Raw genomic sequence first — 25,157 nt, 5'->3', positions numbered from 1 at the left:
CGGGACAGCGCCGCGGCGCTAACGCACGCCGTGGGCCTCTATCCATGCGACCAGCGCGGAAATCGTCAGGACCGACACCAGCGTCGACAGCAATATGGTTCGGGATGCCAGGCGAGCGTCGCGCCCATACAGCCGCGCCAGGATGAACGGGCCGGTGCCTATGGGCAGGGCGGCCATCAGCACCGCCGTCCAGGCCCATACCGGCGGCATGGAGAAGACGCCGAAGGCCAGCACGGCCGTCACGGCCGGTTGCACCAGCAGCTTGGTGGTGACGACGCGCGCGACGGCGGTACCGTCCGCGCCGGCTTCCGTCTGCGCCAGGAACAGGCCGATGGCGATCAGCGCGCAGGGACTCGCCGCATTGCCCAGCAGGACCAGGAACCGGTCGATGGATTCCGGCAGCGGCACGCCGCTGACCGACCAGGCGAAACCCAGCAGGGGCGATGCCACCAGCGGGTTGCGTATCAGCGCGCCGCCCACCTTGGCAAAGGTCTTGCCCATATGCTGGCCCTGCCGCTGGTCCGCTTCGATCAGCGCGATGGACGCGCCGAACAGCACGCAGGCCGTCATCAACGTCGCCACGATGACGGGCGCCAGGCCCGGCTGGCCGAACACCACCAGGCATAGCGGGATGCCCATGAAACCGACGTTCGCGTAGGAGTTGCTGAGGGCCTCGATACTGACGTCGGTCAAGGGCGTGCCCCTGCCGCGATGCGCGATCAGGGCGACGGCGAAAGCCGCGGCGATGCCGCCGATGACGGACAGCGCATAGCCCGCGTGCGCCAACTGGTCCCAGGTCACTTGCGACATGGCGCGGAAAAGCAGCGCCGGCAGTGACAGATACACGACGAAGCGGTTCAGGACGTCGCTCGCCGACGGGCCCATCAGCCGCCTGCGCGCGGCCAGCCAGCCCACCAGGATCAAGGCGAATACCGGCAGGGCGGCGGTGGCAACGGCGTGCATGTGGAATATCGGTTGAAAAAAGGAGCCCATTCTAAAGCCACCGGGCGGCCTGGCGCCGTCGCGCCAGTTGCCTCGCCGGCCGGCGCTGGCGAAAATCGGGGTTTCGTTTGCAGGAAGGAAAGCAGGATGAGCCAGCCATCGATCACCGTCGTCGTCGGCGATTGGACACGTCTGCGGGACGATGCCGGGGCGGTGCGCCATGCGGTATTCGTTCTGGAGCAGAACGTGCCGCCGGAAATCGAGATGGACGAATACGACGCGGTTTGCGTGCACGCGGTGGCTTACGACGCGGATGGGGCGGCGCTCGGTACGGGCCGGCTGCTCCCCGACGGCCATATCGGCCGCATGGCGGTGCACCGCCGTGCGCGTGGCCTGGGCGTGGGCGCGCGCCTGTTGCAGGCTCTGGTGGAGGCGGCGCGGGCGGGCGGCCACCGCAGACTGATGCTGAACGCGCAGACCCATGCGCGCGGTTTCTATGAAGGCCAGGGCTTCGTGGTGGAGGGCGACGAGTTCATGGAGGCAGGCATTCCGCACGTGGCCATGGCCAGGACGCTTTCCGCCTGAGAAGCGCCGCCCCCGCCAAGGGCGGCGGGCAACAAAAAACCCCGTCAGCACGTGTCTACGGGGTTTCTGGCCTGCCATTCGAACTTGTCGTTCCGATCGATCGCTGTCGATCCTTGATCCGATCATCACGGCGTTTCCGCCGTGACTACGCGAGATCGGGGTGGTGCCCAGGAGAGGACTCGAACCTCCACACCTTGCGGCACATGGACCTGAACCATGCGCGTCTACCAATTCCGCCACCTGGGCCCGATTCATTCGCCGCCGCAATCAACACCGTGGCAACGAAGAGGCGCGATTATGCACACTTTTTCCGGACGCTGCAAGTGGGCGGCAAGCCTGGGCGGAAAAACAAAACCCCCGGAAAAACAAAACCCCCGATGCGTTTCCACATCGGGGGTTTGCGAATTCGTGGTGCCCAGGAGAGGACTCGAACCTCCACACCTTGCGGCACATGGACCTGAACCATGCGCGTCTACCAATTCCGCCACCTGGGCACTGTATTTTCGTTAGAATACCGCTTTTGCACAGTTACCGGACTGAAAGCCGCGGATCTTTGCGAAAACCGTATCTACGTAAACACCTCTGTGAAACACAGAAGCTGCGCATTATAAACAGGAATTTCGACTTTGGCAAAACGATCGAGCGACGACGCCGCTAACAAGAACAGACCCACGGTCGTGCCAGAGGCGCCACCCGATTTCGATCCCGACGTCCCCAGCCGTGAAGCCATTTTGCGCGCCTTGCGCTCCGCCGGTGCGCCGCTATCGCCGGCCGAACTCGCGGAACGCATGGGTGTCACCCGGCCGGAGACCTCCGTCGGTTTCGATCGTCGTCTGGCCGCCATGGAGCGCGACGGCCAGCTCCTGCCGAATCGCAAGGGCGTGCTGCTGCTGGCCACCAAGCTGGACTTCGTGGCGGGCAGGGTGCAGGGCCACCGGGACGGCTTCGGCTTCCTGGTCCGCGACGACGGCGGACCGGATATCTTCCTTTCGCCGCGCGAAATGCTCAAGGTGCTGCATGGCGATCGCGTGCTGGTCAAGCCCAGCGGCGAGTATCGCGGCAAGCCCGATGGCACCATTGTCGAAGTCATCGAACGCCGTACCAACAAGCTGGTCGGCCGTTTTCTGCATGAGCATGGCCTGTCCATCGTCGTGCCGGAAGACCAGCGCATCAAGCACGACATCCTGATTCCGCCCAGCGATACCAATGGCGCGCAGCATGGCCAGGTGGTGTCGGTCGAGATCATCGAGCAGCCGACGCGGCACACGCAGCCCCTGGGGCGCGTCGCCGAAGTCCTGGGCGAGATCGACGATCCCGGCATGGAAATCGAAATCGCGGTGCGCAAGTTCGACGTTCCGGTCGAATTCACCGAGCCCGCGCGCAAGCAGGCGGCCCGCCTGCCGGATTCCGTACGCAGAACGGATCTGAAAGACCGCGTCGATCTGCGCGACGTCCCGCTCATCACGATCGACGGCGAGGACGCGCGCGATTTCGATGACGCGGTGTATTGCGAAGCCGTCGAGCTGGGCTCGGGCCAGCGCAAGCGCCCCGCCTGGCGCCTGCTGGTGGCCATCGCCGACGTCAGCCATTATGTGCGCCCCAACGACGCGCTGGACGACGACGCGCTCGAACGCGGCACCAGCGTGTATTTCCCCCGGCGCGTCATTCCCATGCTGCCGGAGAACCTGTCCAACGGCCTCTGTTCGCTGAATCCGCAGGTCGACCGGCTGGTGCTGGTCTGCGACATGGTCATCCCCGCCAGCGGCGCCAAGGCCGGCACGGTGACCGCCTATCAGTTCTATAACGCCGTCATGCATTCGCATGCGCGCACCACCTACACCAATATCTGGTCCGCGCTGCAGCAGCCCGGCGGCCCCACGGCCGCCGCGATGGCGGGCGTCATGCCGCAGGTGCAGAACCTGTACGAGCTGTATCAGTTGCTGGCGCAGGCGCGGCGCAAGCGCGGCGCCATCGATTTCGATACGGTGGAAACCAAGATCGTCTGCAACGAGCTTGGCCGCATCGAGCAGATCGTCGGCGTCGTGCGCAACGATGCGCACAAGCTCATCGAGGAATGCATGCTGGCGGCGAACACCTGCGCCGCGGATTTCATGGCCCGCAGCAAGCATCCCGGCCTGTACCGCATCCATGAAGGCCCCACGCCCGATCGCCTGCAATCCCTGCGCGAATTCCTGCGCACGCTGGGCCTGACGCTGGGCGGCGGCGATACGCCCACGGCCAAGGATTACGGCGAATTCCTCGACAGCGTGCGGGCGCGTCCCGATTATCCGCTGCTCCAGACCATGTGCCTGCGCTCCATGCAGCAGGCGGTTTACAGCCCCGAGAACGTCGGTCACTTCGGACTGGCCTATCCGGCGTATACGCATTTCACTTCGCCCATCCGGCGTTATCCGGACCTGCTGACCCATCGCGTCATCAAGGCGCTGCTGGCGGGCCAACGCTACGTGCCGTCCCTGCACGACGAGCCCGTGGTGATCGGCCGTGCCCACAAGGAGCACGAGCACGCCATCTGGGAAAAGCTCGGCCTGCTGCTTTCCTCCAGCGAGCGCCGCGCCGACGATGCGTCGCGCGACGTGGAGGCCTGGCTGAAGTGCTGGTTCGTCAAGGAACGCGTCGGCGAAGACTTCAGCGGCACGGTCACGGGCGTGGCCAGCTTCGGCATTTTCGTCACGCTGGACACGCTGCATGTGGAAGGCCTGGTCCACGTATCGGAACTGGGCGGCGAGTACTTCCAGTTCAACGACGCGCTGCACGAGCTGCGCGGCGAACGTACCGGCATGCGCTACCGCCTGACCGACAAGGTCCAGGTGCAGGTGGCGCGCGTCGACCTGGAAGCCCGCCGCATCGAATTCCGGCTGGTCAAGGGCACCAGCTTCGAGTCCTTGCGCAAGGCCGCGCAACGCGGGCCGGAAGAACCGCCTCGCCGCATCAAGAAAGCCGCGGGCGCCAAGCCCAAGGCCCTGAAGGGCCAGACCGCCAAGGTGCGGCGCGCGGAAGCCAAGAAAGCCGACCGCGTCGCGGCGCGGCAGGTCCAGGCTTCCACCCAATCGGCCGCCCGCAAGCGCCGCTGAGCATGGTCCCGCCCGAGCCGGGCGGGGTAGTTACAAGAGAGGTATTTTTTCATGGCGTCGACCCAGGTTCTGGCAGGGTTCCACGCGGTGGTGGCGCGCCTGCGCCACGCGCCGTCCTCGATCAAGGAGATCTACGTCGAGGCCTCGCGGCGCGACAAACGCATGGCGTCGCTGGTGGAGCAGGCCGGACAGGCCGGCTGCAAGGTCCACCCCGTCCCCGTGGAGCGGCTGGAAGGCCTGGCGCGCGGCACTCGGCACCAGGGCGTCATCGCCCTGGCCGAGCCGGCCCAGCTGGCCGCGGACATCGACGACGTGCTGGACGTAATCGAAGAGCCGGCATTCCTGCTGGTGCTGGATGGCGTGACGGATCCCCACAATCTGGGCGCCTGCCTGCGTACGGCGGATGCCGCCGGCGTGCATGCCGTCATTGCGCCGCGCGACCGCGCGGTCGGATTGAACGCGACGGTGCAGCGTGTCGCCTGCGGCGCGGCGGATACGGTCCCGTACATCATGGTCACCAACCTGGCGCGTTCCATGCGGGCCCTGAAGGACCGTGACGTCTGGCTGGTGGGCACCGACGACCAGGCGACCACGCCCATGCACGGCGTGGATGCGCGCCGGCCCATGGCCTGGGTGATGGGCGCCGAAGGCGAGGGCATGCGGCGGCTGACGCGCGAAACCTGCGACGAGCTCGTGCACATACCGATGCTGGGTTCGGTGGAAAGCCTGAACGTCAGCGTGGCGAGCGCCGTCTGCCTGTACGAAACCGTGCGTCAGCGCCAGGGGTAAAATCCCCGGTCTTCCCCGAATTCGGCGCGCGCGATCATGGATAAATCCGGCTTCACCACCACCATTCTTCATTCCGATCGGCGCGACGATGTCGAGCACGGCGCGGTCCACAAGCCCATCCATGTCTCTTCCGAGTACGGCTATGCCGACGCGCAGGAGCTGGCGGCGGTGTTCCAGGGCAAGTCGGGCTATACGTATGCACGGCAGGGCACGCCGACCACGGCCGCCCTGGAGGCGCGCGTCACCAAAATGGAAAAAGGCGTGGCGACCGTCAGTTTCGCCACCGGGATGGCCGCGCTGGCGGCGGTCTTCACGACGCTGCTGCGCGCGGGTGACCACCTGGTCTCCAGCCAGTTCATCTTCGGCAATACCAACAGCCTGTTCGGAACCCTGGTCGAACTCGGCGTGGAGATCACCTTCGTCGACGCCACCGACGCCGAACAGGTGAAGGCGGCCTTGCGGCCCAATACGCGCATGGTGTTCGTCGAGACCATCGCCAACCCGGGCACGCAGGTCGCCGACCTGGTCACCATCGGCAGCCTCTGCCGCGACCGCGGGCTGGTCTACCTGGTCGACAATACCCTGACTTCGCCATGGATCCTGCGCGGCATCGACGTGCAGGCGTCGCTCGTCATGAATTCGCTGTCGAAGTACATCGGCGGCCATGGCAATGCGCTGGGCGGCACGATCACCGACACGGGACTGTTCGACTGGTCGGGCTATCCGAACATCTTCGAGTCCTATCGCAAGGGCCCGCCGACCGGCTGGGGCTTGCTGCAGATCAAGAAGAAAGGGCTGCGCGACATGGGCGGCACCTTGGCGGCCGACGCCGCGCACCGCATCGCCGTCGGCTCCGAAACATTGGCGCTGCGCATGCGCAAGCACTGCGACAACGCGCTGGCGCTGGCGCGCATGCTGGACGCGCATCCCGGCGTGGCCAAGGTGTTTTATCCGGGCTTGCCGTCGCACCCGCAACATGCGCGCGCGGCGGAGCTGTTCGATGGCTGCTTCGGCGCCTTGATGGGCGTGGAGCTGGTGGACGGCATCGATTGCTTCGGGTTCCTCAATCGCCTGCGGGTCGTCATCCTGGCGACGCACCTGGGCGACACCCGGACCCTGGCCTTGCCCGCCGCGCATACCATCTACTACGAAATGGGCGCGCAGCGGCGCGCGCAGATGGGCATTGCCGACAGCTTCATACGCGTGTCCGTCGGCATCGAGGACGAAGAAGACCTGCTGGGTGATTTCGACCAGGCGTTGCGCGCCTGTATGAACACCTGAGCCAGGAGCTCCGCGATGCTGATTCAAATCTCCGAAGTTTTCACCAGTGCCGAGGCCGCGGAAATGCGGCGGCGGCTCGAAGCCGCCAGTTGGGTCGATGGCAAGGTCACGGCCGGCCACCAGTCGGCGCAGGTCAAGCAGAACCGCCAGTTGCCGGAGAACGATCCGCTGGCGCAGGAGATGGGCAATCTGGTCCTGCAACGGCTGGCGCGCAACCCGCTGTTCATGGCGGCCGCCTTGCCACGCAAGATCTTTCCGCCCTTGTTCAACCGTTATGAAGGCGGCGAGAACTTCGGCTACCACGTCGATAACGCGGTGCGGCCGATTCCCGGCAGCGCGGAGCGCGTACGCACCGATCTGTCGGCGACCCTGTTCCTGTCCGAGCCCGATAGTTACGACGGTGGCGAACTGGTCGTCGATGACGTATATGGTCCGCGCAGCGTCAAGCTGCCGGCGGGCCATATGGTGCTTTATCCAGGCACCAGCCTGCATCGTGTCAATGCAGTGACGCGCGGCGCGCGCATCAGTTCCTTCTTCTGGCTGCAGAGCCTGGTGCGCGAGGACGCGCAGCGGTCGCTGCTGCTCGAGCTCGATGTCGCGATTCAAAGACTGACGCAGGACGTAAAGGAACACCCTTCGCTGGTGCAATTGACCGGCGTCTATCACAATCTGCTGCGGCGCTGGGTCGACGTGTAGCATCACGACGCAAAGCGAGTAACTACGCGGGTTTTCGGCGGATTTTTTCTTGACAGCCTTGTGTCGCCGGTGCCTAATACGCCTCTACGTCGCTCCTGGTTTGCCCGCTCAACGCCGGCAGGATCATGGGCGGCGTAGCAATTTAAGCGTCGCGGTTTGTCATGCAAACCGTTCAAGAAGAAGTCGTTCGAATGCCTTGCCGATCGCCGCGCGGTCCCCAGGGCACCATACCTGTGAGGGGTAATCCTGCATGAACAAAACTGAGCTCATCGACCACATCGCCAGCAAGGCCGATATTTCGAAGGCGGCCGCGGGCCGTTCGCTCGACGCCTTGATCGGCGCCGTGAAGTCGACGTTGAAGAAGGGCGGCACCGTAACATTGGTTGGTTTCGGCACGTTCGCCGTGTCGTCCCGTGCAGCACGTACCGGTCGCAATCCCCGCACCGGTGAAAGCATCAAAATCAAAAAGGCCAAGGTGCCGAAGTTCCGCGCCGGCAAGGCCCTGAAGGACGCAGTCAACTGATCGATCGCTCGATCATGATCGCCCGGCGGCACGGATATCACTGAACGCATGGCCGGCAGCGGCCGCCTGCGTTGTTGCGGATGACTCGTTTGCGGCCTTGCCGGGCGATCGCTATAATTCGCGCTTCGCGGCTGGCTCCGCGAAGGCATCAAGAGTGGCCCCACTCATTCCCCGGGGTGCTTAGCTCAGCTGGTAGAGCGGCGCCCTTACAAGGCGTAGGTCACAGGTTCGACCCCTGTAGCACCCACCACTGCCCCCCCACTGTCCCATCATTCAAATCCTTGATTTTCATGGTTTTTTGAAAACCAAGGATGCTGCGCGCAGTATCCCCTACAGTATCGCCCCATAGATCGCCAATGCGTCCGCCTCTTGCAGCGGCCGTGGGTTGTTCACCAGCAGGCGCTGTTGCAGCATCGCGTCCGCGGCCAGGCGGGGCAGGTCTGCGGCGCTGACGCCGACGTCACGCAGGCGGCGCTTGATGCCCGTACGATCGATCAATCCGTCCAGATGGGCTATGAAGGCGTCGGTCTTCGCCATCGCGATTTCTGCGGGCGTGGCGGATGCCACGGTCGTGCCCGCTCCCACCATATCGGCCAGCTCCGCGTACAAGGGCGCCGCTGCCTGCGCATTGAAGCGCAGCACCGGCATCAGCACCAGTGCATTGGAATGGCCGTGGGGCACGTGGAAATGGCCGCCCAGCGGGTACGCCAGCGCGTGCACCGCGGCGACCGGCGCGTTCGAGAAGGCCTGGCCGGCCAGCGTGGCGCCCAGCAGCATGGCCTCGCGCGCCGCGCGATTGCCCGGCTGTTCGCAAGCCGTGATCAGGTTGTCGCTCAGCAGGCGCAGCGCCTTTGCGGCCAGCATGTCGGACAAGGGGTTCTTCAGGCGCGCCGACGTATAGGCCTCGATGGCGTGCACCATGGCGTCGATGCCGGTGGCCGCCGTGATGGCGGCGGGCAGGCCGATGGTCAGTTCGGCGTCCAGCAGCGCCATGTCCGGATACAGCACGGGCGAGACCACGCCGCTCTTGGTGGTTTCACCGGTGGTCACGATGGAGACGGCCGTGGCTTCCGAGCCCGTTCCCGCCGTGGTCGGCATCAGCACCAGGGGCAGGCGGGGACCTTGCACGTTGCCCACCCCGTACATCTCGTGCAGCGGCTGCTCGCCGCCGTTCAGCACCGCGATCAGCTTGGCCACGTCCATCGACGAACCGCCGCCCAGGCCGAGCACGACCTGGGCACGGCTGTCGCGCACGCGATGTGCGCTGGTCAGCACCACGTGTTCGGGCGGATCCGCGATCACGTCGTCCACCACCGTCGCGTCCCAGCCATGCGCGGCCAGGTTGTCCAGTGCCGGTCCCAGCAGGCCGCTGCGAAGCAGGAATGCGTCGGTGATCACGGCGATGCGCGCGGCGGCCGGAAAGCGCTCGCGCAGGATCTGGCCCAGGCGCCGCGCGGCACCGTATTCCGCATGGATGCTGGGCACCGTGTTGAAAGTGAAGGTCATCATCATTGTCTCCCGCCGATGGCCGCGGCGCGTCGGTATACGCGCCGGCTCATGTCCGCGTCACCATGTCGGCTTCACCACGTCGGCGTCAATGTATCGCGCCCATGTGGGGCAGTACAGCCCGATCAGCGTGGATAGGCCCACGGCCGGCGCTGGCGGTCGGCCGCCTGGAACGCCGCGATGCGGTCTTCCCGCGCCACCGCCATGTCCACGTCGTCCAGCCCGCTCAGCAGCGCCGTTCTTTGCGACTCGGGCAGCGTGAACGTCGCCGACGTGCCGTCGGGCAGGCGCACGGCGCAATCGCGCAAGTCCACCGTGATGGGGATTTCTTGCCTGGCCGCCGCCGCGAAGGGCTCGATCCGTTCGGCGGAAAGCCGCACCGGCAGCACGCCGATCTGCAGGCAGTTGTTGTGGAAGATATCGCCGAAGCTGGGCGCGATCACGCAGCGGATGCCGAACTCGTCCAGCGCCCAGACCGCCATTTCGCGCGAGCTGCCGCAGCCGAAGTTCCGGCCCGCGATCAGGATATTCGCCGACCGGAAGGGCTCCTGGTTCAGCACGAAGTCCGGGTTCTCGCTGCCGTCCGGCCGATAGCGCCAGATCTCGAAAGCCCAGGGTGCGAACTCGCCCCGCTTCAATTGCGCGATGCGCTCGATGCGCACGATGACATCGGTATCGATGTCGTTGCGTTCGATCACGGCCGCATGGCCGGTGCAGACGTCGAATGCCTTCATGCCGGCCTCCGGATTTCGCCCGCCAGCGCCGATGCGGCGGCGGTGGCCGGACTGGCCAGGTGGGTCATCACGCCCGGCCCCTGGCGGCCGACGAAATTGCGGTTGGACGTGGACACGCAGCGCTCGCCGGGCGCGCCCATGTCGCCGTTGGCGCCCACGCACATCGAACAGCCGGGCTCGCGCCATTCGAAGCCCGCGTCCAGGAAAATGCGGTGCAGGCCTTCGCGTTCGGCCTGCCGGCGCACCAGCAGCGAACCCGGCACGACCCAGGCGCGCACATGGGGCGCCACGCGTCCAGTGCGCGCTACCTCGGCGGCGGCGCGCAGGTCGGAGATGCGGCTATTGGTGCAGGACCCGATGAACACGCGGTCTATGCGGGTGCCCGCCAGGGGCTGCAAGGGCCGCAGCTTCATGTAGTCCAGCGCGGCCTGCGCGGTGGCGCGGCGCTGCGGGTCGGCCTCGGCGGCGGGGTCCGGCACGATCCCGTCGATGCGGATGACCTGTTCGGGCGTGGTGCCCCACGTGACCTGGGGGCCGATGCCTTCCACGTCGACGACGGCCTCGCGGTCGAACACCGCATCGGCGCCGCTGCGCAGCGTACGCCAGTATTCCACCGCCGCATCGAAGTCCTGGCCGCGCGGCGCGTAGGGGCGGTCGCGCAGGTATTCGAAGGTGGTGTCGTCCGGCGCGATCATGCCCACGCGCGCGCCCAGCTCGATGCTCAGGTTGCACAGCGTCATGCGCGCTTCCATGCCCATGCCTTCGACCACCTGGCCGGCATACTCCACCGCATGGCCCTGCGCGCCCGTGACCCCCAATTGCCCGATCACGTGCAGGATCACGTCCTTGGCCGTCGTGCCCGCCGCGGGCGTGCCGCGCAGCATGACGCGCATGACCGGCGGCTTGCGCTGGCGAAGCGTCTGGCTGGCCATGACCTGCACCTGCTCGGAAGAACCCATGCCCATGCCGATCGCGCCGAAGGCGCCGTGCGTGCAGGTGTGGCTGTCCGCGCAGAACACCGTGGTGCCGGGCAGCGACAGTCCCTGCTCGGGCCCGGTCACGTGCACGATCCCCTGGCGGCCATCGTCCAGGTCGAACAGGTCGATGCCCAGCTGTGCGGACTGCCGGCGGAAGGTCTCCACCGCCGCGGTGCTCCACGCTTCGTCACCGGCGCGCCGGCCGGGCGCGCTGGAGATCACGTGGTCCAGGTTGGCGAAGGTCAGGTTCGCGTTGCGCAGCGGCAGGTTGCGGCGCTCCAGCGCCGCGACTGCGTCCACCGACGTCAGTTCATGCATGAGATGCCGGTCGACGTGCAGGACGGTGGTGCCGTCCGGCAGTTCGTCCACGACATGGGCATCCCAGACTTTGTCGAATAAGGTCTGCTTGCTCATCTTCTTTCCTGGTTATCGGGCCGCCGGTCGGCCTTCAGCATGGATCAGTCCAGCGGGAAACGCTTGGCGAGCGCGGTGAAGCGCTGGTCCTCGCCTTGCACCTGGGCGGCGAACTCGGCAGGCGTATTCACCAGCGGTTCGGCGCCCACCGTGGCGATGGACTTCTGCAGGTCGGGACTGCGCATGGCCTCTTTCACCGCGCTATAGATGGCCTGCGTCACCTGCGGCGGCGTGCCCTTGGGCGCGAACAGGCCGAACCACGTGGTGTACTCGTACTCCGGCATGCCAGTCTCAATGACGGTGGGCACGTCGGGCGCCAGCGGGAAACGATGCTTGCCCTGGTTGGCCACGATCTTCAGCTGCCCCGATTTCTGATACGGCAGCGCCGAGGCCACGCCCGTGACGGCGAAGTTCACGTTGTTGGCGATCATGTCCGTAATGATCGCGGCGGTGCCCTTGTAGTTGACCACGATCAGGTTCGGCAGGGCTTCGGCCTTCAACTGCTGGCCGAACAGCTTGGCCACGTTTTCGCCGGTGCCCATGGAGCAGGGCGTGGGCGCGGCCTTGCAGTGCCTGATCAGCTCGGGCAGCGAGGCGGCGGGGAACTTGCCGTTGGCCACGATCACGCCGGGCGATTGGGCGACGTTGGTCACGGGAACCAACTGGGTCAGCGGATCGGCGCCGCTGAAGGCCGGCGTGTGCTTGGTGAGCACGATGGCCGGCGTCTGCAGCAGCAGGGTGTAGCCGTCGGGCTTGGCTTCCATGACGTGGCGCGTGCCGATCAGGCCATCGGCGCCCGGCATGTTCTGCACCACCACCGGCTGGCCCCATTGCTCGCCCAGCAGCTTCGCGGTGGCGCGCGCGCTGGCGTCCGTGCCGCCGCCGGGCACGTAGGGCACCACGATGGTGACTTGTCGGTCGGGTTTCCATGCGGCCTGCGCCGAGGCGGCGGCCACGGCGCACAACGAGGCCGCCGTGCCCAGGGCGGCGACGCGGAACAGCGCGCCGATGTGCAAATGAAAGGCGCGGCTAGGTGCGTTGGAAGTCATGGTTGTCTCCTTGTTTGAGTTGGTCTTGGATGCGCGATGTCTGGCTGGTGCGCGATGTCTAACGGGCCCAGCGCTTTTCGAAATCCCACACTTCCTCGAATCCGATCAGCTTGCAGAATTCGTTGAAGTCGGTCATGGGAATGTCGGGCGACAGGCTGGTGCCGGCTTCCTTCAGGTGGCGCAGCGCCTTCTCCATGGCGGCGGCCGCCACCAGGCTGGTCATGGCGGGGAAAATGGCCAGCGAATAGCCGATTTCCTTTAGCACGGACGCCGGCAGGATGGGCGTCTTGCCGCCATCGGCCATGTTGGCCATCATGGGCTTGTCGAACGCCTCGCAGGCGCGGCGCATTTCTTCCTCGCTCTGGGGCGCCTCGAAGAACAGGATGTCGGCGCCCGCCTCGGCATAGGCCTCGAGCCGCCGCATGGCATCGTCCACGCCCAGGCTGGCGCGCGCGTCGGTGCGGGCGATGACCAGGAAGTTCTCCTTGTCCTGGCGCGCTTCGCAGGCCACCTTGATCTTCTCGACCATGTCCTCCACGGGCACGCAGCGCTTGAACGGCGTGTGGCCGCACTTCTTGGGGAATTCCTGGTCTTCGATCTGGATGGCGGTGACGCCCGCGTCTTCGTAGCCGCGCACCGTATGGTGCACGTTCAGCAGGCCGCCGTAGCCGGTGTCCGCATCGGCGATGAGCGCGGCCTTCGAGGTGCGCGTGATGGTCCGCATGCGGTCCACCATTTGCGTGTACGTGGCGATGCCGGCGTCCGGCAGCCCCAGGCTGGACGCGGTCAGCCAATAGCCCGTGCCGTAGAGAATGTCGAAGCCGACCTTGTCGGCCATGACGGTCGCGATCATGTCCTGCACGCCGGGGATGACGATGAATTCCCCGGTGGAGAGTTTCTGTCGAAGTATGGGATTGGCCATGGGGCCTCCTGTTGGTATCGGTGATACAGCTTCAATCCAGCTTGATGTTCGCGGCCTTGACGATTTCCTTGTTCTTCGCCAGGTCGCGCACGATCTCTTGCCCGTAGGCTTCCGGGGTGCCGGGCGTGGCCACGATGCCCAGTTGCGCCAGCCGCTCCTTCATCGCCGGGTCGTTCAACACTTTCTGAAGCGCCCCATTCAGCTTGTCGATGACCGGCCGGGGCGTGCGCGCGGGGGCGAGCAGCCCCACCCACGAGTTGATCTCGAAGTCCTTCACGCCGGACTCCATCAGCGTGGGCACCTCGGGCAGCGACGGCGCACGCTCGGCGGACGTGACGGCGATGGCGTCGATCTGCTTGCCCTTGACGAAAGGCATGGCGCCGGTGACCGCGGCGAAGGTGACCGGCAAGGTGCCGCCGACGACGTCGATCAAGGCCTGGCCGCCGCCCTTGTAGGGCACATGGGTCATGGGAATGCCGGTGCGCTGGCGCAGCATCTCACCCGCCAGATGGGTGGTGCTGCCCGTGCCCGCGCTGCCGTAGGACACGCCCTGCGGCGTGGATCGGGCGTATTCCAGCAGGCCCTTCAGGTCCTTCACGCCGAGCTTCGGGTTGGCGGCGATCAGCAGGATGGCGTCGCCGATCTTGCCGATCGGCGCGAAGCTCTTGACCGGATCGAAAGGCACCTTCGCATACACGTTGGGGTTGATCACCAGCGTGCCGTCGTAACCCAGCAGCAGGGTGTAGCCGTCGGGTTCGGCCTGCGCCACCATCTGGGTGCCGATGTTGCCCGCGGCGCCCGGCTTGTTTTCCACGATCACGGTCTGGCCCAGCTCCTGGCCCAGCTTCTCGGCGACCAGGCGCGCACTGGTGTCGGTGACGCCGGCGGTCGCGAAGGGCACGATCAGCCGGATCGGGTGGCTGGGGTAGTCCGCTAGCGCGTGGGCCGCGGGCAGACAGGCGGCAAGCGCCAGTGCAAGGCCCAATACGTGACGGCGGGTGCGGGCCGGCATGGCAAGGGTAAGCGTCATCGATGTCTCCGTTGTTATGTTTGTATGGGGCTTGGGGCGCTATGGAATCTAGGATTCGCCCCTGCGGCGGGCAGCGGCGAATTCCATCAGTCGTTCATCGCGCCACGCGCGCCGCGATTCCAGTTCGTCATGCGACAGGTGCTGGCGCCGTTGTCCTTCCACCTGGCTGATCAGGCCGGCATCCCACATCTCCGCATGGCTGCGGGAGTCGGCAATGCGCTGGTACAGCGGGCCCAGGCGGACGGCGTAATCGGCCACGCCGCCGGGCGCATTCAGATCTATGGTTTCGAACGGCCCCATGAACGACCAGCGCCAGCCCAGGCCGTCACGCACGGTCTTGTCCACGTCTTCGCAACTGACCACGCCTTCCTGCACCAGCGCCCAGGCTTCGCGCAGCAGCACGGCCTGCAGGCGGTTCAGCACGAAGCCTTCCACCTCCTTGCGCACGTGCACCACTGTCTGGCCCACGGCCTGCATGAGGGCGTCGGTGGACCGGACGGAGGCTTGCGCCGTCTGGGGCGACGGCACCAGTTCGACCACCGGCACCAGGTAGGGCGGGTTCACCGGATGCACGATCAGCACGCGTGGCGAGATCGACAGGTCCAGGGCGAATGCCGAGCCGGGTATGCCGGACGTGGAGCTGCCCACCACCGCGTCGGGCGCCAGCAGCGCATCCAGCGCGATCATCAATTCACGTTTCACGTCCACGCGTTCGAGCACGGATTCCTGCACGTAGCTCGCGCCTTCAACCGCTTCGGCCAGCGTGGCCGCCGGGGCGATGCGCGCCAGCACGGCGGCGGGCTCTTCGTCGATCAGCCCGTGGCGGCGCAGCGCGCCCAGTTGCGATTCGATCAGCGGGGTAGCGTTGCCCAGAACCCGCGGGTCGGTGTCGAACATCTTCACGCGCAAGCCCGCGCGGGCGAAGACGATTGCCCAGCCAGCGCCGACCAGGCCGGCGCCGACGACCGCCACGGGGCGGCCATGGCATAGCGTATGCACATCCTGGTTCATAGTGTCTTCCTGCGATTCTTACTGGCGGACCGGGCCGCGGCGGGACCATCCTGGTCCGTGTTTTCGCCGCCTGCTTCGCGCACCCGCACCGTGCCGCGCTCGACGAGCACGCACGGCACGGCGACCCGGCGCGCCCACACGTGGCCGCCGATCTGGTCGAACAGGATGGTGCGCGTCGCCTCGACCATCTCGTCGACGTTCTGCTGCACGGTGGTCAGGTTGAACGAAGGCCAGCCGGCCTGGGTCACATTGTCGAAACCCACCACCGATACGTCGCGAGGCACCTGCAGGCCCAGCTCGCTGCGCAGGGTTTCGAGCGCCGCGATGGCCATGTGGTCGTTGGCCGCAAACAGCGCATCCGGGCGCCTGGCAGGGTCGCTGAACAGGTCGAGCACCGCCTGCCGCGCCTGCGCGAAGTCGTAGTTGCCTACCGCCCGCGCGTACAGTTGCAAGCCCGCGGCGGCCAGGCCTTCGCACAGTCCCGCCTCGCGGTCCCTGCTGGTGGATGCATTTGGCGATCCGGCCAGGCAGGCGATGCGGCGATGCCCCGTGCGTGCCAGCAGTTCGCCCACCAGCCTGCCGCCTTCATGGTTCTGCGAGGTGACCGAACTGGTCGAATACTCGCCCAGCGGATCCATCTTGGCCACGCGGTTGAACAGCACCACGGGTATGCCGGCCGTGTTGCAGTCGTTGGCCAGTTCGGACGACAGCGAGGTCGACGCCATGACGATGCCGTCCACCTGGTACTGCAGGATCTCGCTCAGCACGTTGTCGGCGTCTTCCGTCTCGCTGATGAACAGCAGCACGTGGTAGCCGTCCTGCTTCAGCGCCTGGCACAGGCGTTCGATCACCAGCGGATAGAACTGGTTTTCCAGGTAGCTCATGACCAGCCCGATAATGCGGCTGCGCCGCGTGATCAGGCTGCGCGCGATGGCGTTGGGACGATAGCCCAGCTTGCGGGCCGCGGCATGGATGCGTTCGCGCGTGTCGGGCGCCACGCTCGCGCCTTCCGTGAAGGCGCGGCTGACGGCGGACTGCGACACCTGCGCCAGGCGCGCAACGTCGTGGGCGTTCACCTTGGCCTTCATGCCGCCGTCCACCCGCCGTCCAGCACCAGTGCGCTGCCGGTCATCAGGCTGGACGCGTCGCTGGCCAGGAATACGATCGGCCCCATGACTTCCTCGACACGGCCCAGCCGGCCCAGGGCGATCCTGTCGATCACGAAATTGCGGAACGCCGGATCCGCGAACATGGGAGCCGTCAACGCCGTGTCGATGAAGGTGGGGCACAAGGTATTGACGCGGATGCCCGCGGCCCCCAGCTCCCAGGCCAGGGCCTTGCTCATGCCTTCCAGCGCGTGCTTGCTGGCGCAGTACAGCGTGCGGCGCGGGCTGCCCACCAACCCCATCTGCGAAGACACGTTGATGATGGAGCCCGGCAGGCCCTGCGCCTGCAGGCCGCGCGCCACCTCGCGCGCCACGTAGAACGCCGCCTTCACGTTCAGCGTGAACACCGCGTCGATGTCTTCGTCGGGCGTGTCGGTCAACAGCCTGGGCCGGTTCATGCCGGCGTTGTTGACCAGCACATGAAAGGCCGCCCGGCTGTCGATCTCGCGCTTCACGGCGGCCGGGTCGGTCACGTCCAGCACCATGAAGTCGGCGCTGCCGCCTTCGGCGCGGATGGCATCACGGGCCGCCTGCAGTTCCGCCGCCGACCTTGCCGCCAGCGTGACGTGGGCGCCGGCCCGCGCAAGCGCCACGCCGGATGCCAGGCCCAGGCCCCGGCCGCCGCCGGTGACCAGGGCGCGCTTGCCGTCCAGCCGGAAGCCGCTGAAGGCGGGCAGCTGCATCGCCATTGTCACTTTTGCAACTCCGCCACGGGCTCGTACCACGGCACCTCGGCGCGGTCGCCGTAGCGGCGCACGCGGATGTTGGCCTGTTCGCCGTGGCCGGCGAAGTTTTCCATATGGCACAGGCGCGAACAGTACTCGCCGATCTCGGCGCTGGCCGCATCCGTCGTCACGCGCTGGAAGGTGCAGGTCTTCAGGAACTTGCCGACCCACAGGCCGCCGGTATAGCGCGCGGCCTTGTTGGTGGGCAGCGTGTGGTTGGTGCCGATGACCTTGTCGCCAAAGGCGACGTTGGTGCGCGGGCCCAGGAACAGGGCGCCGTAGTTGGTCATGTTGTCCAGGAACCAGTCCGGGTCGCGCGTCATCACCTGTACGTGCTCGGAGGCCAGCTCGTCGGCCTTCTGCAGCATTTCCTCGCGGCTGTCGCACACGATGACTTCGCCGAACTCCGCCCATGACTTGGACGCGATGTCGGCGGTGGGCAGGCGCTGCAGCTGCTTGTCGATTTCGGCCAGGGTGGCCTTGGCCAAGGCCTCGCTATCGGTCAGCAGCACGGCGGGGGACGTGGGCCCGTGCTCGGCCTGACCCAGCAGGTCGACCGCGCACAATTCACCGTCGACCGAGTCGTCGGCGATGACCAGCGTTTCGGTGGGCCCCGCGAAAAGGTCGATGCCCACGCGGCCGTACAACTGCCGCTTGGCCTCGGCCACGAACATATTGCCCGGCCCCACCAGCATGTCGACCGGCGCGATGCTGCCGGTGCCCACTGCCATCGCCACGACCGCCTGCACGCCGCCCAGGACCAGGATCTCGTCCGCGCCGGCCAGGTGCATGGCGGTCACGATGGCCGGATGCGGTTCGCCCTGGAAGGGCGGGGCAGTGGCGATCACCCGCTTGACGCCGGCAACCTTGGCGGTCAGCACGCTCATGTGGGCCGACGCCAGCATCGGATACTTGCCGCCCGGTATGTAGCAGCCCACGGCATTGACGGGAATGTGGCGATGGCCCAGGAACACGCCGGGGCGGGTTTCCACTTCCACATCCTTCATGGAATCGCGCTGGATCTGCGCGAAATTGCGGATCTGCGCCTGCGCGAAACGAATGTCCTCCAGCTCGCGGGCCGACAGGCTTTTCATGGCCTTTTCAATGGCGGCGCGCGACAGGCGGAATTCCTGCGGTTCCCATTTATCGAACTTCTTGCTGTATTCACGCACGGCGGTATCGCCGCGGCTTTCGATATCGCGAATGATGCCTTCCACGGTATTGCGGACGGCGGTGTCGTCATCGGCGCGGGTCTGCGCGTCACGGCCGCGCTTGAGATAGCGAATCATGTCGGGTTCCTGAGCGTGGAGTTTGCATACGTATGCAGGCTAAGGACTATGCATTCGTATGCAAACTAAGTGGTTTCCCTAGCCCTGGCCGGAAAGGGGGCGGGCGGCCTCCCCGACCATCTGTGTTCCTAGTCTCGAATGATTTTGCGAATAATTCCTATTTGAGATAGCATGTCGGACTCATTCCGAACCGCCTGTTCCCTCGGCGGCTCGAGGTTCAACTCAAGACAGGGCATCGGGCTGGTTCATGCCTAGCAACAAACGAAGCAGTTGGTCCACATCGTCGAATTCTTCCCTGGGCGTCAGGCTGGGAGCGGGAATCGTCGTGGTGGCCGTGCATGCCGTGGTCGCGGGCGCCATGCTCTCCACCGAGGAGGTGGTGCCGCTTCCCCCGGAAAGCCAGCCCATCATGGTCAGCGTGGTGGAAGCGCCAGTCCCGCAGGTCGCGAAGGCGCCCGAGACGCCCGAACCGCCCAAACCCGAGGTTCAGCCGCCCACGCCGCCGGAGCCGCAGGTCCAGCCCCAGCCCGAACCGGATCCGACCCCGCCGGAAAAAGCCGAGCCCGAGCCGGAACCCGAACCCGTCATCGAAAAGCCGGTGGAGCCCGCGCCCAAGCCCAAACCGAAGCCCAAGCCACAGCCCAAGCCGAAGCCTCAGCCGGTCAAGGAAACGCCGCCGCCCAAGCCCGTGGAGCCGCCGCCGGCACCGCCTTCGCCACCCACCGGCGCGCCCGATGGCGCCACGACGACCCAGGCGCCGCGCCAGGGTCCGCCACGCGATCAGCCCGAAACCGTCTCCAACATCGAGTATCTGGGCGCGGGGCCGTCCGCGGTCTATCCCATGGCGTCGAAGCGGCGCCGGGAAGAAGGCCGGGTGACGGTGCTGGTGGTCGTCAACCCCCAGGGCGTGATCGAAAGAGCGACGGTCGTGGCGTCTTCCGGTTTCCCCCGGTTGGACGAAGCCGCGCTGGATGCCGTGCGCCGGGTCCGATTCAAGCCCTATACGCGCAACGGCGTCGCCTATACGGTCCAGGCACGTATTCCGTTCGATTTCAATATAAGGAACTGAGATGTCCATCGCACACCACATCGCCATGGTGCTGGCGCAGGCCACGCCCGCCGCGCCGGCTGCCCCCGGCGCGGGGCAGGCTGCCGGGACGGCGCTGCAGGCGCCCGCCATGCAGGGGGCGGCCGCGCCGCTGCCGACGCCCGACATGGGCATCATGCATTTCGTCGCGCAGAGCGACGTCGTCGGCAAGACGCTGTTCGTCATCCTGCTACTGATGTCCCTGATCACCTGGTACCTGATCGTCGTCAAGGCGATCAACAGCGCCATGATCCGCAAGCGTTCGCAGGATTTCCTCAACAAGTTCTGGAGCTCCAGTTCGCTGGAGCAGGTCGAAAACGAAATCGCCACGCATGGCGCGCGCGATCCGTTCTCGCACTTGGCGTCCCACGCCATGCACGCGCAGGCGCACCATGCCAAGTACGGCGCCGTGACGCTTTCCGAGGCGGGGTCCAATGGCGAGTTCGTGACGCGCACGATGCGCAAGGTGATCGACGAAGAAACCGCCAAGCTCGAAAACGGGCTGACCGTACTGGCCTCGGTCGGGTCCACCGCGCCTTTCGTCGGCCTGTTCGGCACGGTGTGGGGCGTCTACCACGCCCTGGTGGGCATCGGCATGGCCGATGGCGTCACCATCAACCGTATCGCCGGCCCGGTGGGCGAGGCGCTGATCATGACCGGCCTGGGCCTGGCGGTGGCCATTCCGGCGGTGCTGGCCTATAACGCTTTCGTGCGCAAGAATCGCGTTTTCCTGTCGCGGCTCGACGCCTTCGCGCACGATCTGTTCGCATTCCTGACCACGGGTCAGCAGGTGGCCCTGTCGGACGGCAAAGTACGGGCGATGCGCCGCACCGGCGCGCATCCGGTGCGTGGGAGCGAGTAAATGGCCTTCGGCGGATTCGACAACAAGGGTTCCGGCGGGCACGCGATGTCGGAAATCAACATGGTGCCGCTGATCGACGTCATGCTGGTGCTGCTGGTGATTTTCATCATCACCGCCCCATTGCTGGCCCATTCGATCCGGATCAATATGCCGCAGGTCAGCGCGGAGCCGGTCAAGGAAGAGCCCAAGACCATCGATCTGGCGATCGATGCCAATGGGCAGCTGTTCTGGGACGATCAGCCCGTCCTGGAGGCGGAACTGGCCAGTCGCTTCGCGGCGGCGGCCGGCGGGCAGCCCCAGCCCGAGCTCCGCATCCGGGCCGACCTGAATACCCGTTACGAAACCCTGGCGAAGGTCATGGGCGCGGCGCGCCGCTCCGGCCTGGGGCGTATCGGCTTCGTGACCAACCCCGCGCCGGCCACGCCGGCTGGCACGCCCGCCCAGGGCGCGGCGCCGGCGCCCGCCCGTTGATTGACGAAATTTTTCGTATCGGCGGCCCGGAACCTTGACGCGTTGCGGGTCGGATCGCGCTAGAATCGCGCCATGCGAGTACTCGTAATCGAAGACGACACAACCCTGGGCCATGCGCTGCAGGAGTTTCTGGCCGACCAGGGGTATGCGGTCGATTGGCTCACCGACGGCGACAAGGTTCTGGGCGCCCTGGCGGGCCAACCTTACGATCTGCTTCTGCTCGATCTCAACCTTCCCGGCATGAGCGGCCTGGACGTCCTGCGCCAACTGCGGGTGGACGGCAATCAGGTGCCGGTGCTCATACTCACGGCGCGCGACGGTCTTGAAGACCGCGTGGCCGGGCTGGACGCGGGGGCGGACGACTACGTCACCAAACCCTTCGAACTGCCCGAACTTGCCGCCCGGGTGCGCGCCTTTTTCCGGCGGCGCAGCGGGCAGGCGCAGCCGCTGGTCGAAGTCGGCCCCCTGGTTTTCGACACCGTTGGGCGCGAAGTCCGCGTCCACGGCGAACGCCTGTCGCTTTCCGTGCGTGAACTTTCCGTCCTGGAAATGCTGATGGCGCGCGTCGGTCGCGTCGTCACCAAGCGGCAGATCGTCAATTCCTTGTCCGCCTGGGACGCCGATTTCAGCGAAAACGCGGTGGAAGTCTACGTGTACCGCCTGCGCAAGCGCCTGGAAGGCACGGGTGCCAGTATTCAAACCGTGCGCGGCTTCGGCTACCTGCTGGATGTGGAAGCGGCCTGAAAGCCGGCTTCCGCGCGGTGACCAAGAAACCCGGACAGGGTCGTCCGGCCGGGTTCGCCTACGAACATGACCGTGGATATCCCGTCCGATCGCACCCGTAGCAGCCCGCAAGTCCAGCGCTCGTTCCAGTCTGGTCTGCTTCTTCCCCGGGGATCGCTCGCGCGTTACCTGGTGGTGCGGCTGCTGCCCGCCATCCTGCTGCTCGTCCTGCTGGACCTGGCCCTGACATGGGTCATGACGCACAAGATCGACATGACCCTCTGGGAGCTGGAAGATTTCTTCCTGCTGATGGTGGTCGGCCAGATCATCCTGATGTCGCTGTTCGCCTGGGTGGTCGTCCATGGCGTGCGTTCCGGCCTGCGGTCCGTCAACCTGCTGTCGGAAGAGATCCGGCAACGCTCGATCGACGATATGCAGCCGCTGGAAGTCGCCGGCGTCCCCGCCGAGATGGAGCCCCTGGTACTGCACACCAACGATCTGCTCGCGCGCCTGGACTCGTCCCTGGCGGCGCAGCGCCGCTTCATCGGCCACGCCGCGCATCAGCTGCGCACGCCCTTGAGCGGGCTGCGGCTGGAATCGGAATTGATGCTCGCCCGGCCCTTGCCGGACGACGTGCGCGCCCGCGCCGAACGTATCAAGGCCGTCAGCGACCGGATGATCCGCCTGGGACAGCAGTTGCTGGTACTGGCCCGCGCCGATCCCAATGCCCGTCCGCAGGACAGCTTCGTGCGCATCGATCTATGCGAATGGGTGCGCGCCAGCGGGGCGGAATGGATACCGCGGGTGCGCGCCGCCCAATTTGAACTGGACCTGAACGCGCCGGAGGCACCGGTCTGGGTCGACGCCGATCCGCTGCTGCTGGATGAACTGCTGGGCAATCTCATCGACAATGCCCTGCGCTACGGCCCGCCCGGCGGCCGGATCACGCTGACGGTGGGCAACAACCCGCCCAGCCTGACCGTCATGGACGACGGGCCGGGCATCCCGGTCGAGGACCAGGACCGGGTATTCGAAGCGTTTTACCGATCGCCCGCCGCGACCGCGGGCGGTTCCGGCCTGGGCCTGGCCATCGTCCGCGAAATCGCACACGCGCACGGCGCGTGGTGGAAGCTTTCCAGCCGCCCCGAATTTCCGGGCACGCGCCTGACCGTGGTGTTTCCCGGTCCTCGCAAGGGCGCTCAATTGACCCGACACGACATTCACGTATGACGACCGGAACCGCAAGCGCGCCCACCCTGGCGGCGCCGCACCACGCGCCTTCTTCCAAGGCCGCCTTGATGATAGGAGCGCTGGGGGTCGTCTACGGCGATATCGGCACCAGTCCGCTCTATACCTTGCGCCAGTGCCTGGTGGGATATGGCGACCTGCAGCCCGCCCACGTGCTGGGTGTGCTCTCCATCCTGTTCTGGATGCTGATGCTGGTGGTGTCGTTCAAGTACGTCATGCTGGTGCTGCGGGCGGACAACCGGGGCGAAGGCGGCACGCTGGCCCTGCTGGAGCTGGCCATACGCGGACGGCAGGGCAAGGTGCGGATGCTGTTGATCGCGCTGGCTATCTTCGGCGCGGCCCTGTTCTACGGCGACAGCATGATCACGCCGGCCATTTCGGTGCTGTCGGCGCTGGAAGGCATCAGCGTCGTGTCGCACCGCTTCGAACATTGGGTGGTGCCCCTGTCCCTGGTCGTGCTGGTCGGCCTGTTCATGGTCCAGTCGCATGGCACGGGCGTGATGGGTAAATTGTTCGGTCCCATCATGGGATTGTGGTTCGCCACGCTGGCGGTGCTGGGGGCATGGCAGATCTTCCAGACGCCGGCCATCCTGCAGGCCTTGAACCCGATGTGGGGCCTGCACTTCGTCATCGAATCGCCGCGCGCGAGTTTCGTGCTGCTGGGGTCGGTGGTGCTGGCCCTGACGGGCGCGGAAGCGCTCTATGCCGATATGGGGCATTTCGGCCGCGGCGCCATCCGCCGCGCCTGGTTCTGGATGGTCGCGCCCGCGTTGACGCTGTGCTATTTCGGCCAGGGCGCGCTGCTGCTGCGCGATCCCAAGGCGATCGCCAATCCTTTCTTTCTGCTCGCGCCGGAGTGGGGTGTCGTGCCGCTGGTGTGCCTGGCGACCGTGGCCACCATCATCGCATCGCAGGCGGTCATTTCCGGCGCGTATTCGATGACGCGCCAGGCCGTCCAGCTGGGCTACTGGCCGCGCATGGAAATCCTGCACACCTCCGCGATCGAGAAGGGCCAGATCTACCTGCCGCAGGTCAACGCGCTGCTGCTGGTCGCGGTGCTGGTGCTGGTGGTGGTGTTCCGCAGCTCCGACAACCTGGCGGCGGCATATGGCTTCGCGGTGACGGGGACCATGCTGACCACGTCCGTATTGCTGCTGTCGCTGATGTCGCGCGCCGCCGTCAGCGGGCCGCGCCGCGCCATGTGGTGGGCCATACTGGGCTTCCTGCTGGTGTTCGACCTGTTGCTGTTCTCGGCCAACGCGCTGAAAGTGGAAGAGGGCGGCTGGCTGCCCTTGCTGGTCGGGATCGTGGTGTTCACGCTGATGCTGACGTGGCGGCGTGGCCGCTACCTGCTCAGCCGCCAGCAGCAGCGCGACCGCCAGCCGCTGGGTGAATTCATGGAGCAGCTGGAGCAGTTCCCGCCCGCGCGCGTGCACGGCACCGCCATATTCATGACGATGAATCCGGGCAACGTGCCGCCCGCGCTGCTGCACAACCTGAAGCACAACAAGGTGCTGCACGACCACGTGGTGTTCCTGACGATACGCAGTGCCGACGTGCCCTATGTATCGCCGGAAGAACGGTTTTCGCTGACCAAGCTGAGCGCTTCCAGCTGGCAGGCCGTGCTGACCTACGGTTTCAAGGAAGAGCCCGACGTGCCGGAAGCCTTGCGCGAAGTGGCCGAGGCATATCCGGAAGTCGATCTGGAGCCGATGCGCACGTCCTATTATCTTTCGCGGCAGACGGTGGTGGCCGCCAAGCGCCCGGCCATGCGCGGCTGGCGCCGCGCGGTGTTCGCCTTCATGGCGCGCAACTCCACCCGCAGCACCAAGTTCTTCAAGATTCCACCCAACCGCGTGGTGGAAATGGGCATGCAGGTGGAGCTCTAGCTCCGCGGAATAAAGGTGCCCCCAATCGGGGACACCGCGGATCCGGCGGGCGGTCAAGAAAACAGGTGCCCCCAGATCCGGGACACTGCGGATCCGGCTCCGCCGGTCCGCCAGTGTCGCCCCCTAGAGGGGGAAGCGCGCAGCGC

General features: G+C 66.4%; 23 protein-coding genes and 3 tRNA genes. 13 read left to right on the top strand and 13 right to left on the bottom strand.

Going from position 1 to position 25,157, the window contains the following annotated elements; translation table 11 throughout:
* Positions 1-18: 18 nt before the first annotated feature.
* Positions 19-963 carry an AEC family transporter gene (locus CAL26_RS17235; RefSeq protein WP_094848050.1) on the bottom strand — a complete coding sequence of 315 codons (945 nt, stop codon included), beginning with the start codon at positions 961-963 and terminating at the stop codon, positions 19-21.
* Between the two features lie 126 nt (positions 964-1,089).
* On the opposite strand from CAL26_RS17235, the gene CAL26_RS17230 reads away from it, so the two are divergent.
* The gene (locus CAL26_RS17230; RefSeq protein WP_094848049.1) at positions 1,090-1,527 is read left to right on the top strand and encodes a GNAT family N-acetyltransferase; all 438 of its coding nucleotides are present in this window, start codon (positions 1,090-1,092) and stop codon (positions 1,525-1,527) included.
* Between the two features lie 161 nt (positions 1,528-1,688).
* Here CAL26_RS17230 and CAL26_RS17225 read toward each other — a convergent pair.
* A tRNA-Leu gene (locus CAL26_RS17225) sits at positions 1,689-1,773 on the bottom strand.
* 163 nt (positions 1,774-1,936) lie between these two features.
* Positions 1,937-2,021: transfer RNA gene (locus CAL26_RS17220), tRNA-Leu, on the bottom strand.
* A 183-nt stretch (positions 2,022-2,204) separates the two neighbouring features.
* On the opposite strand from CAL26_RS17220, the gene rnr reads away from it, so the two are divergent.
* From rnr to CAL26_RS17190, 6 genes are all read left to right on the top strand, one after another.
* The gene (gene rnr / locus CAL26_RS17215; RefSeq protein WP_373454520.1) at positions 2,205-4,619 is read left to right on the top strand and encodes a ribonuclease R; all 2,415 of its coding nucleotides are present in this window, start codon (positions 2,205-2,207) and stop codon (positions 4,617-4,619) included.
* 51 nt (positions 4,620-4,670) lie between these two features.
* Positions 4,671-5,408 carry a 23S rRNA (guanosine(2251)-2'-O)-methyltransferase RlmB gene (rlmB, locus tag CAL26_RS17210; protein WP_094848047.1) on the top strand — a complete coding sequence of 246 codons (738 nt, stop codon included), beginning with the start codon at positions 4,671-4,673 and terminating at the stop codon, positions 5,406-5,408.
* A 36-nt stretch (positions 5,409-5,444) separates the two neighbouring features.
* The gene (locus CAL26_RS17205) at positions 5,445-6,689 is read left to right on the top strand and encodes a cystathionine gamma-synthase family protein (protein ID WP_094848046.1); all 1,245 of its coding nucleotides are present in this window, start codon (positions 5,445-5,447) and stop codon (positions 6,687-6,689) included.
* 15 nt (positions 6,690-6,704) lie between these two features.
* Positions 6,705-7,385, top strand: coding sequence for a Fe2+-dependent dioxygenase (locus CAL26_RS17200; RefSeq protein ID WP_094848045.1), 681 nt, complete (start codon positions 6,705-6,707; stop codon positions 7,383-7,385).
* A gap of 250 nt (positions 7,386-7,635) precedes the next feature.
* Complete coding sequence (locus tag CAL26_RS17195; RefSeq protein WP_066637942.1) at positions 7,636-7,908, top strand: HU family DNA-binding protein; 273 nt, start codon at positions 7,636-7,638, stop codon at positions 7,906-7,908.
* A gap of 174 nt (positions 7,909-8,082) precedes the next feature.
* Positions 8,083-8,158: transfer RNA gene (locus CAL26_RS17190), tRNA-Val, on the top strand.
* Between the two features lie 80 nt (positions 8,159-8,238).
* Here the strand turns inward: CAL26_RS17190 and CAL26_RS17185 are convergent.
* The 10 genes from CAL26_RS17185 to hisD all read right to left on the bottom strand — a co-directional run bounded on the left by CAL26_RS17185 (position 8,239) and on the right by hisD (position 18,731).
* Entirely contained in the window at positions 8,239-9,417 is a 1,179-nt protein-coding gene (locus CAL26_RS17185; RefSeq protein ID WP_094848044.1) for an iron-containing alcohol dehydrogenase, read from the bottom strand.
* A gap of 122 nt (positions 9,418-9,539) precedes the next feature.
* A complete protein-coding gene (gene leuD / locus CAL26_RS17180) occupies positions 9,540-10,148 on the bottom strand; it encodes a 3-isopropylmalate dehydratase small subunit (RefSeq protein WP_094848043.1) in 609 nt (202 codons plus the stop codon).
* On the bottom strand, positions 10,145-11,539 hold the full coding sequence (gene leuC / locus CAL26_RS17175) for a 3-isopropylmalate dehydratase large subunit (RefSeq protein WP_094848042.1): 1,395 nt from the start codon (positions 11,537-11,539) through the stop codon (positions 10,145-10,147). Before leuC ends, leuD begins: the two co-directional genes overlap by 4 nt.
* A gap of 44 nt (positions 11,540-11,583) precedes the next feature.
* Positions 11,584-12,588: a tripartite tricarboxylate transporter substrate binding protein gene (locus tag CAL26_RS17170; protein ID WP_094848041.1), complete on the bottom strand. Its 1,005-nt coding sequence runs from the start codon at positions 12,586-12,588 to the stop codon at positions 11,584-11,586.
* Positions 12,589-12,646: 58 nt separating this feature from the next.
* On the bottom strand, positions 12,647-13,510 hold the full coding sequence (locus CAL26_RS17165; protein ID WP_094848040.1) for an isocitrate lyase/PEP mutase family protein: 864 nt from the start codon (positions 13,508-13,510) through the stop codon (positions 12,647-12,649).
* Positions 13,511-13,541: 31 nt separating this feature from the next.
* Positions 13,542-14,540: a Bug family tripartite tricarboxylate transporter substrate binding protein gene (locus tag CAL26_RS17160; RefSeq protein WP_256988508.1), complete on the bottom strand. Its 999-nt coding sequence runs from the start codon at positions 14,538-14,540 to the stop codon at positions 13,542-13,544.
* Positions 14,541-14,588: 48 nt separating this feature from the next.
* Positions 14,589-15,551, bottom strand: coding sequence for a 3-hydroxyacyl-CoA dehydrogenase (locus CAL26_RS17155; protein WP_094848038.1), 963 nt, complete (start codon positions 15,549-15,551; stop codon positions 14,589-14,591).
* Positions 15,548-16,639 carry a LacI family DNA-binding transcriptional regulator gene (locus CAL26_RS17150; protein ID WP_094849935.1) on the bottom strand — a complete coding sequence of 364 codons (1,092 nt, stop codon included), beginning with the start codon at positions 16,637-16,639 and terminating at the stop codon, positions 15,548-15,550. Before CAL26_RS17150 ends, CAL26_RS17155 begins: the two co-directional genes overlap by 4 nt.
* Positions 16,636-17,406, bottom strand: a complete 771-nt coding sequence (locus CAL26_RS17145; protein ID WP_373454487.1) for an SDR family NAD(P)-dependent oxidoreductase — start codon at positions 17,404-17,406, stop codon at positions 16,636-16,638. Before CAL26_RS17145 ends, CAL26_RS17150 begins: the two co-directional genes overlap by 4 nt.
* 2 nt (positions 17,407-17,408) lie before the next feature.
* The gene (hisD, locus tag CAL26_RS17140) at positions 17,409-18,731 is read right to left on the bottom strand and encodes a histidinol dehydrogenase (RefSeq protein WP_094848037.1); all 1,323 of its coding nucleotides are present in this window, start codon (positions 18,729-18,731) and stop codon (positions 17,409-17,411) included.
* A gap of 247 nt (positions 18,732-18,978) precedes the next feature.
* Between hisD and CAL26_RS17135 the strand changes: the two genes are divergently transcribed.
* From CAL26_RS17135 to CAL26_RS17110, 6 genes are all read left to right on the top strand, one after another.
* The gene (locus tag CAL26_RS17135) at positions 18,979-19,800 is read left to right on the top strand and encodes an energy transducer TonB (protein ID WP_094848036.1); all 822 of its coding nucleotides are present in this window, start codon (positions 18,979-18,981) and stop codon (positions 19,798-19,800) included.
* A 1-nt stretch (position 19,801) separates the two neighbouring features.
* The gene (locus CAL26_RS17130; RefSeq protein ID WP_094848035.1) at positions 19,802-20,680 is read left to right on the top strand and encodes a MotA/TolQ/ExbB proton channel family protein; all 879 of its coding nucleotides are present in this window, start codon (positions 19,802-19,804) and stop codon (positions 20,678-20,680) included.
* The gene (locus CAL26_RS17125; protein WP_094848034.1) at positions 20,681-21,151 is read left to right on the top strand and encodes an ExbD/TolR family protein; all 471 of its coding nucleotides are present in this window, start codon (positions 20,681-20,683) and stop codon (positions 21,149-21,151) included. It abuts the gene before it with no gap.
* Positions 21,152-21,223: 72 nt separating this feature from the next.
* Complete coding sequence (locus tag CAL26_RS17120; RefSeq protein WP_094848033.1) at positions 21,224-21,895, top strand: response regulator transcription factor; 672 nt, start codon at positions 21,224-21,226, stop codon at positions 21,893-21,895.
* Positions 21,896-22,078: 183 nt separating this feature from the next.
* Complete coding sequence (locus CAL26_RS17115) at positions 22,079-23,104, top strand: sensor histidine kinase (protein ID WP_256988646.1); 1,026 nt, start codon at positions 22,079-22,081, stop codon at positions 23,102-23,104.
* Positions 23,101-25,011: a potassium transporter Kup gene (locus CAL26_RS17110; protein WP_094848031.1), complete on the top strand. Its 1,911-nt coding sequence runs from the start codon at positions 23,101-23,103 to the stop codon at positions 25,009-25,011. Before CAL26_RS17115 ends, CAL26_RS17110 begins: the two co-directional genes overlap by 4 nt.
* Positions 25,012-25,157 lie beyond the last annotated feature (146 nt).

It is taken from the genome of Bordetella genomosp. 9, assembly GCF_002261425.1.
Taxonomy (GTDB): Bacteria; Pseudomonadota; Gammaproteobacteria; order Burkholderiales; family Burkholderiaceae_B; genus Bordetella_C.
The sequence above is the reverse complement of the archived record's forward strand: the minus strand, read 5'-3'. Positions and strand labels throughout refer to the sequence as shown.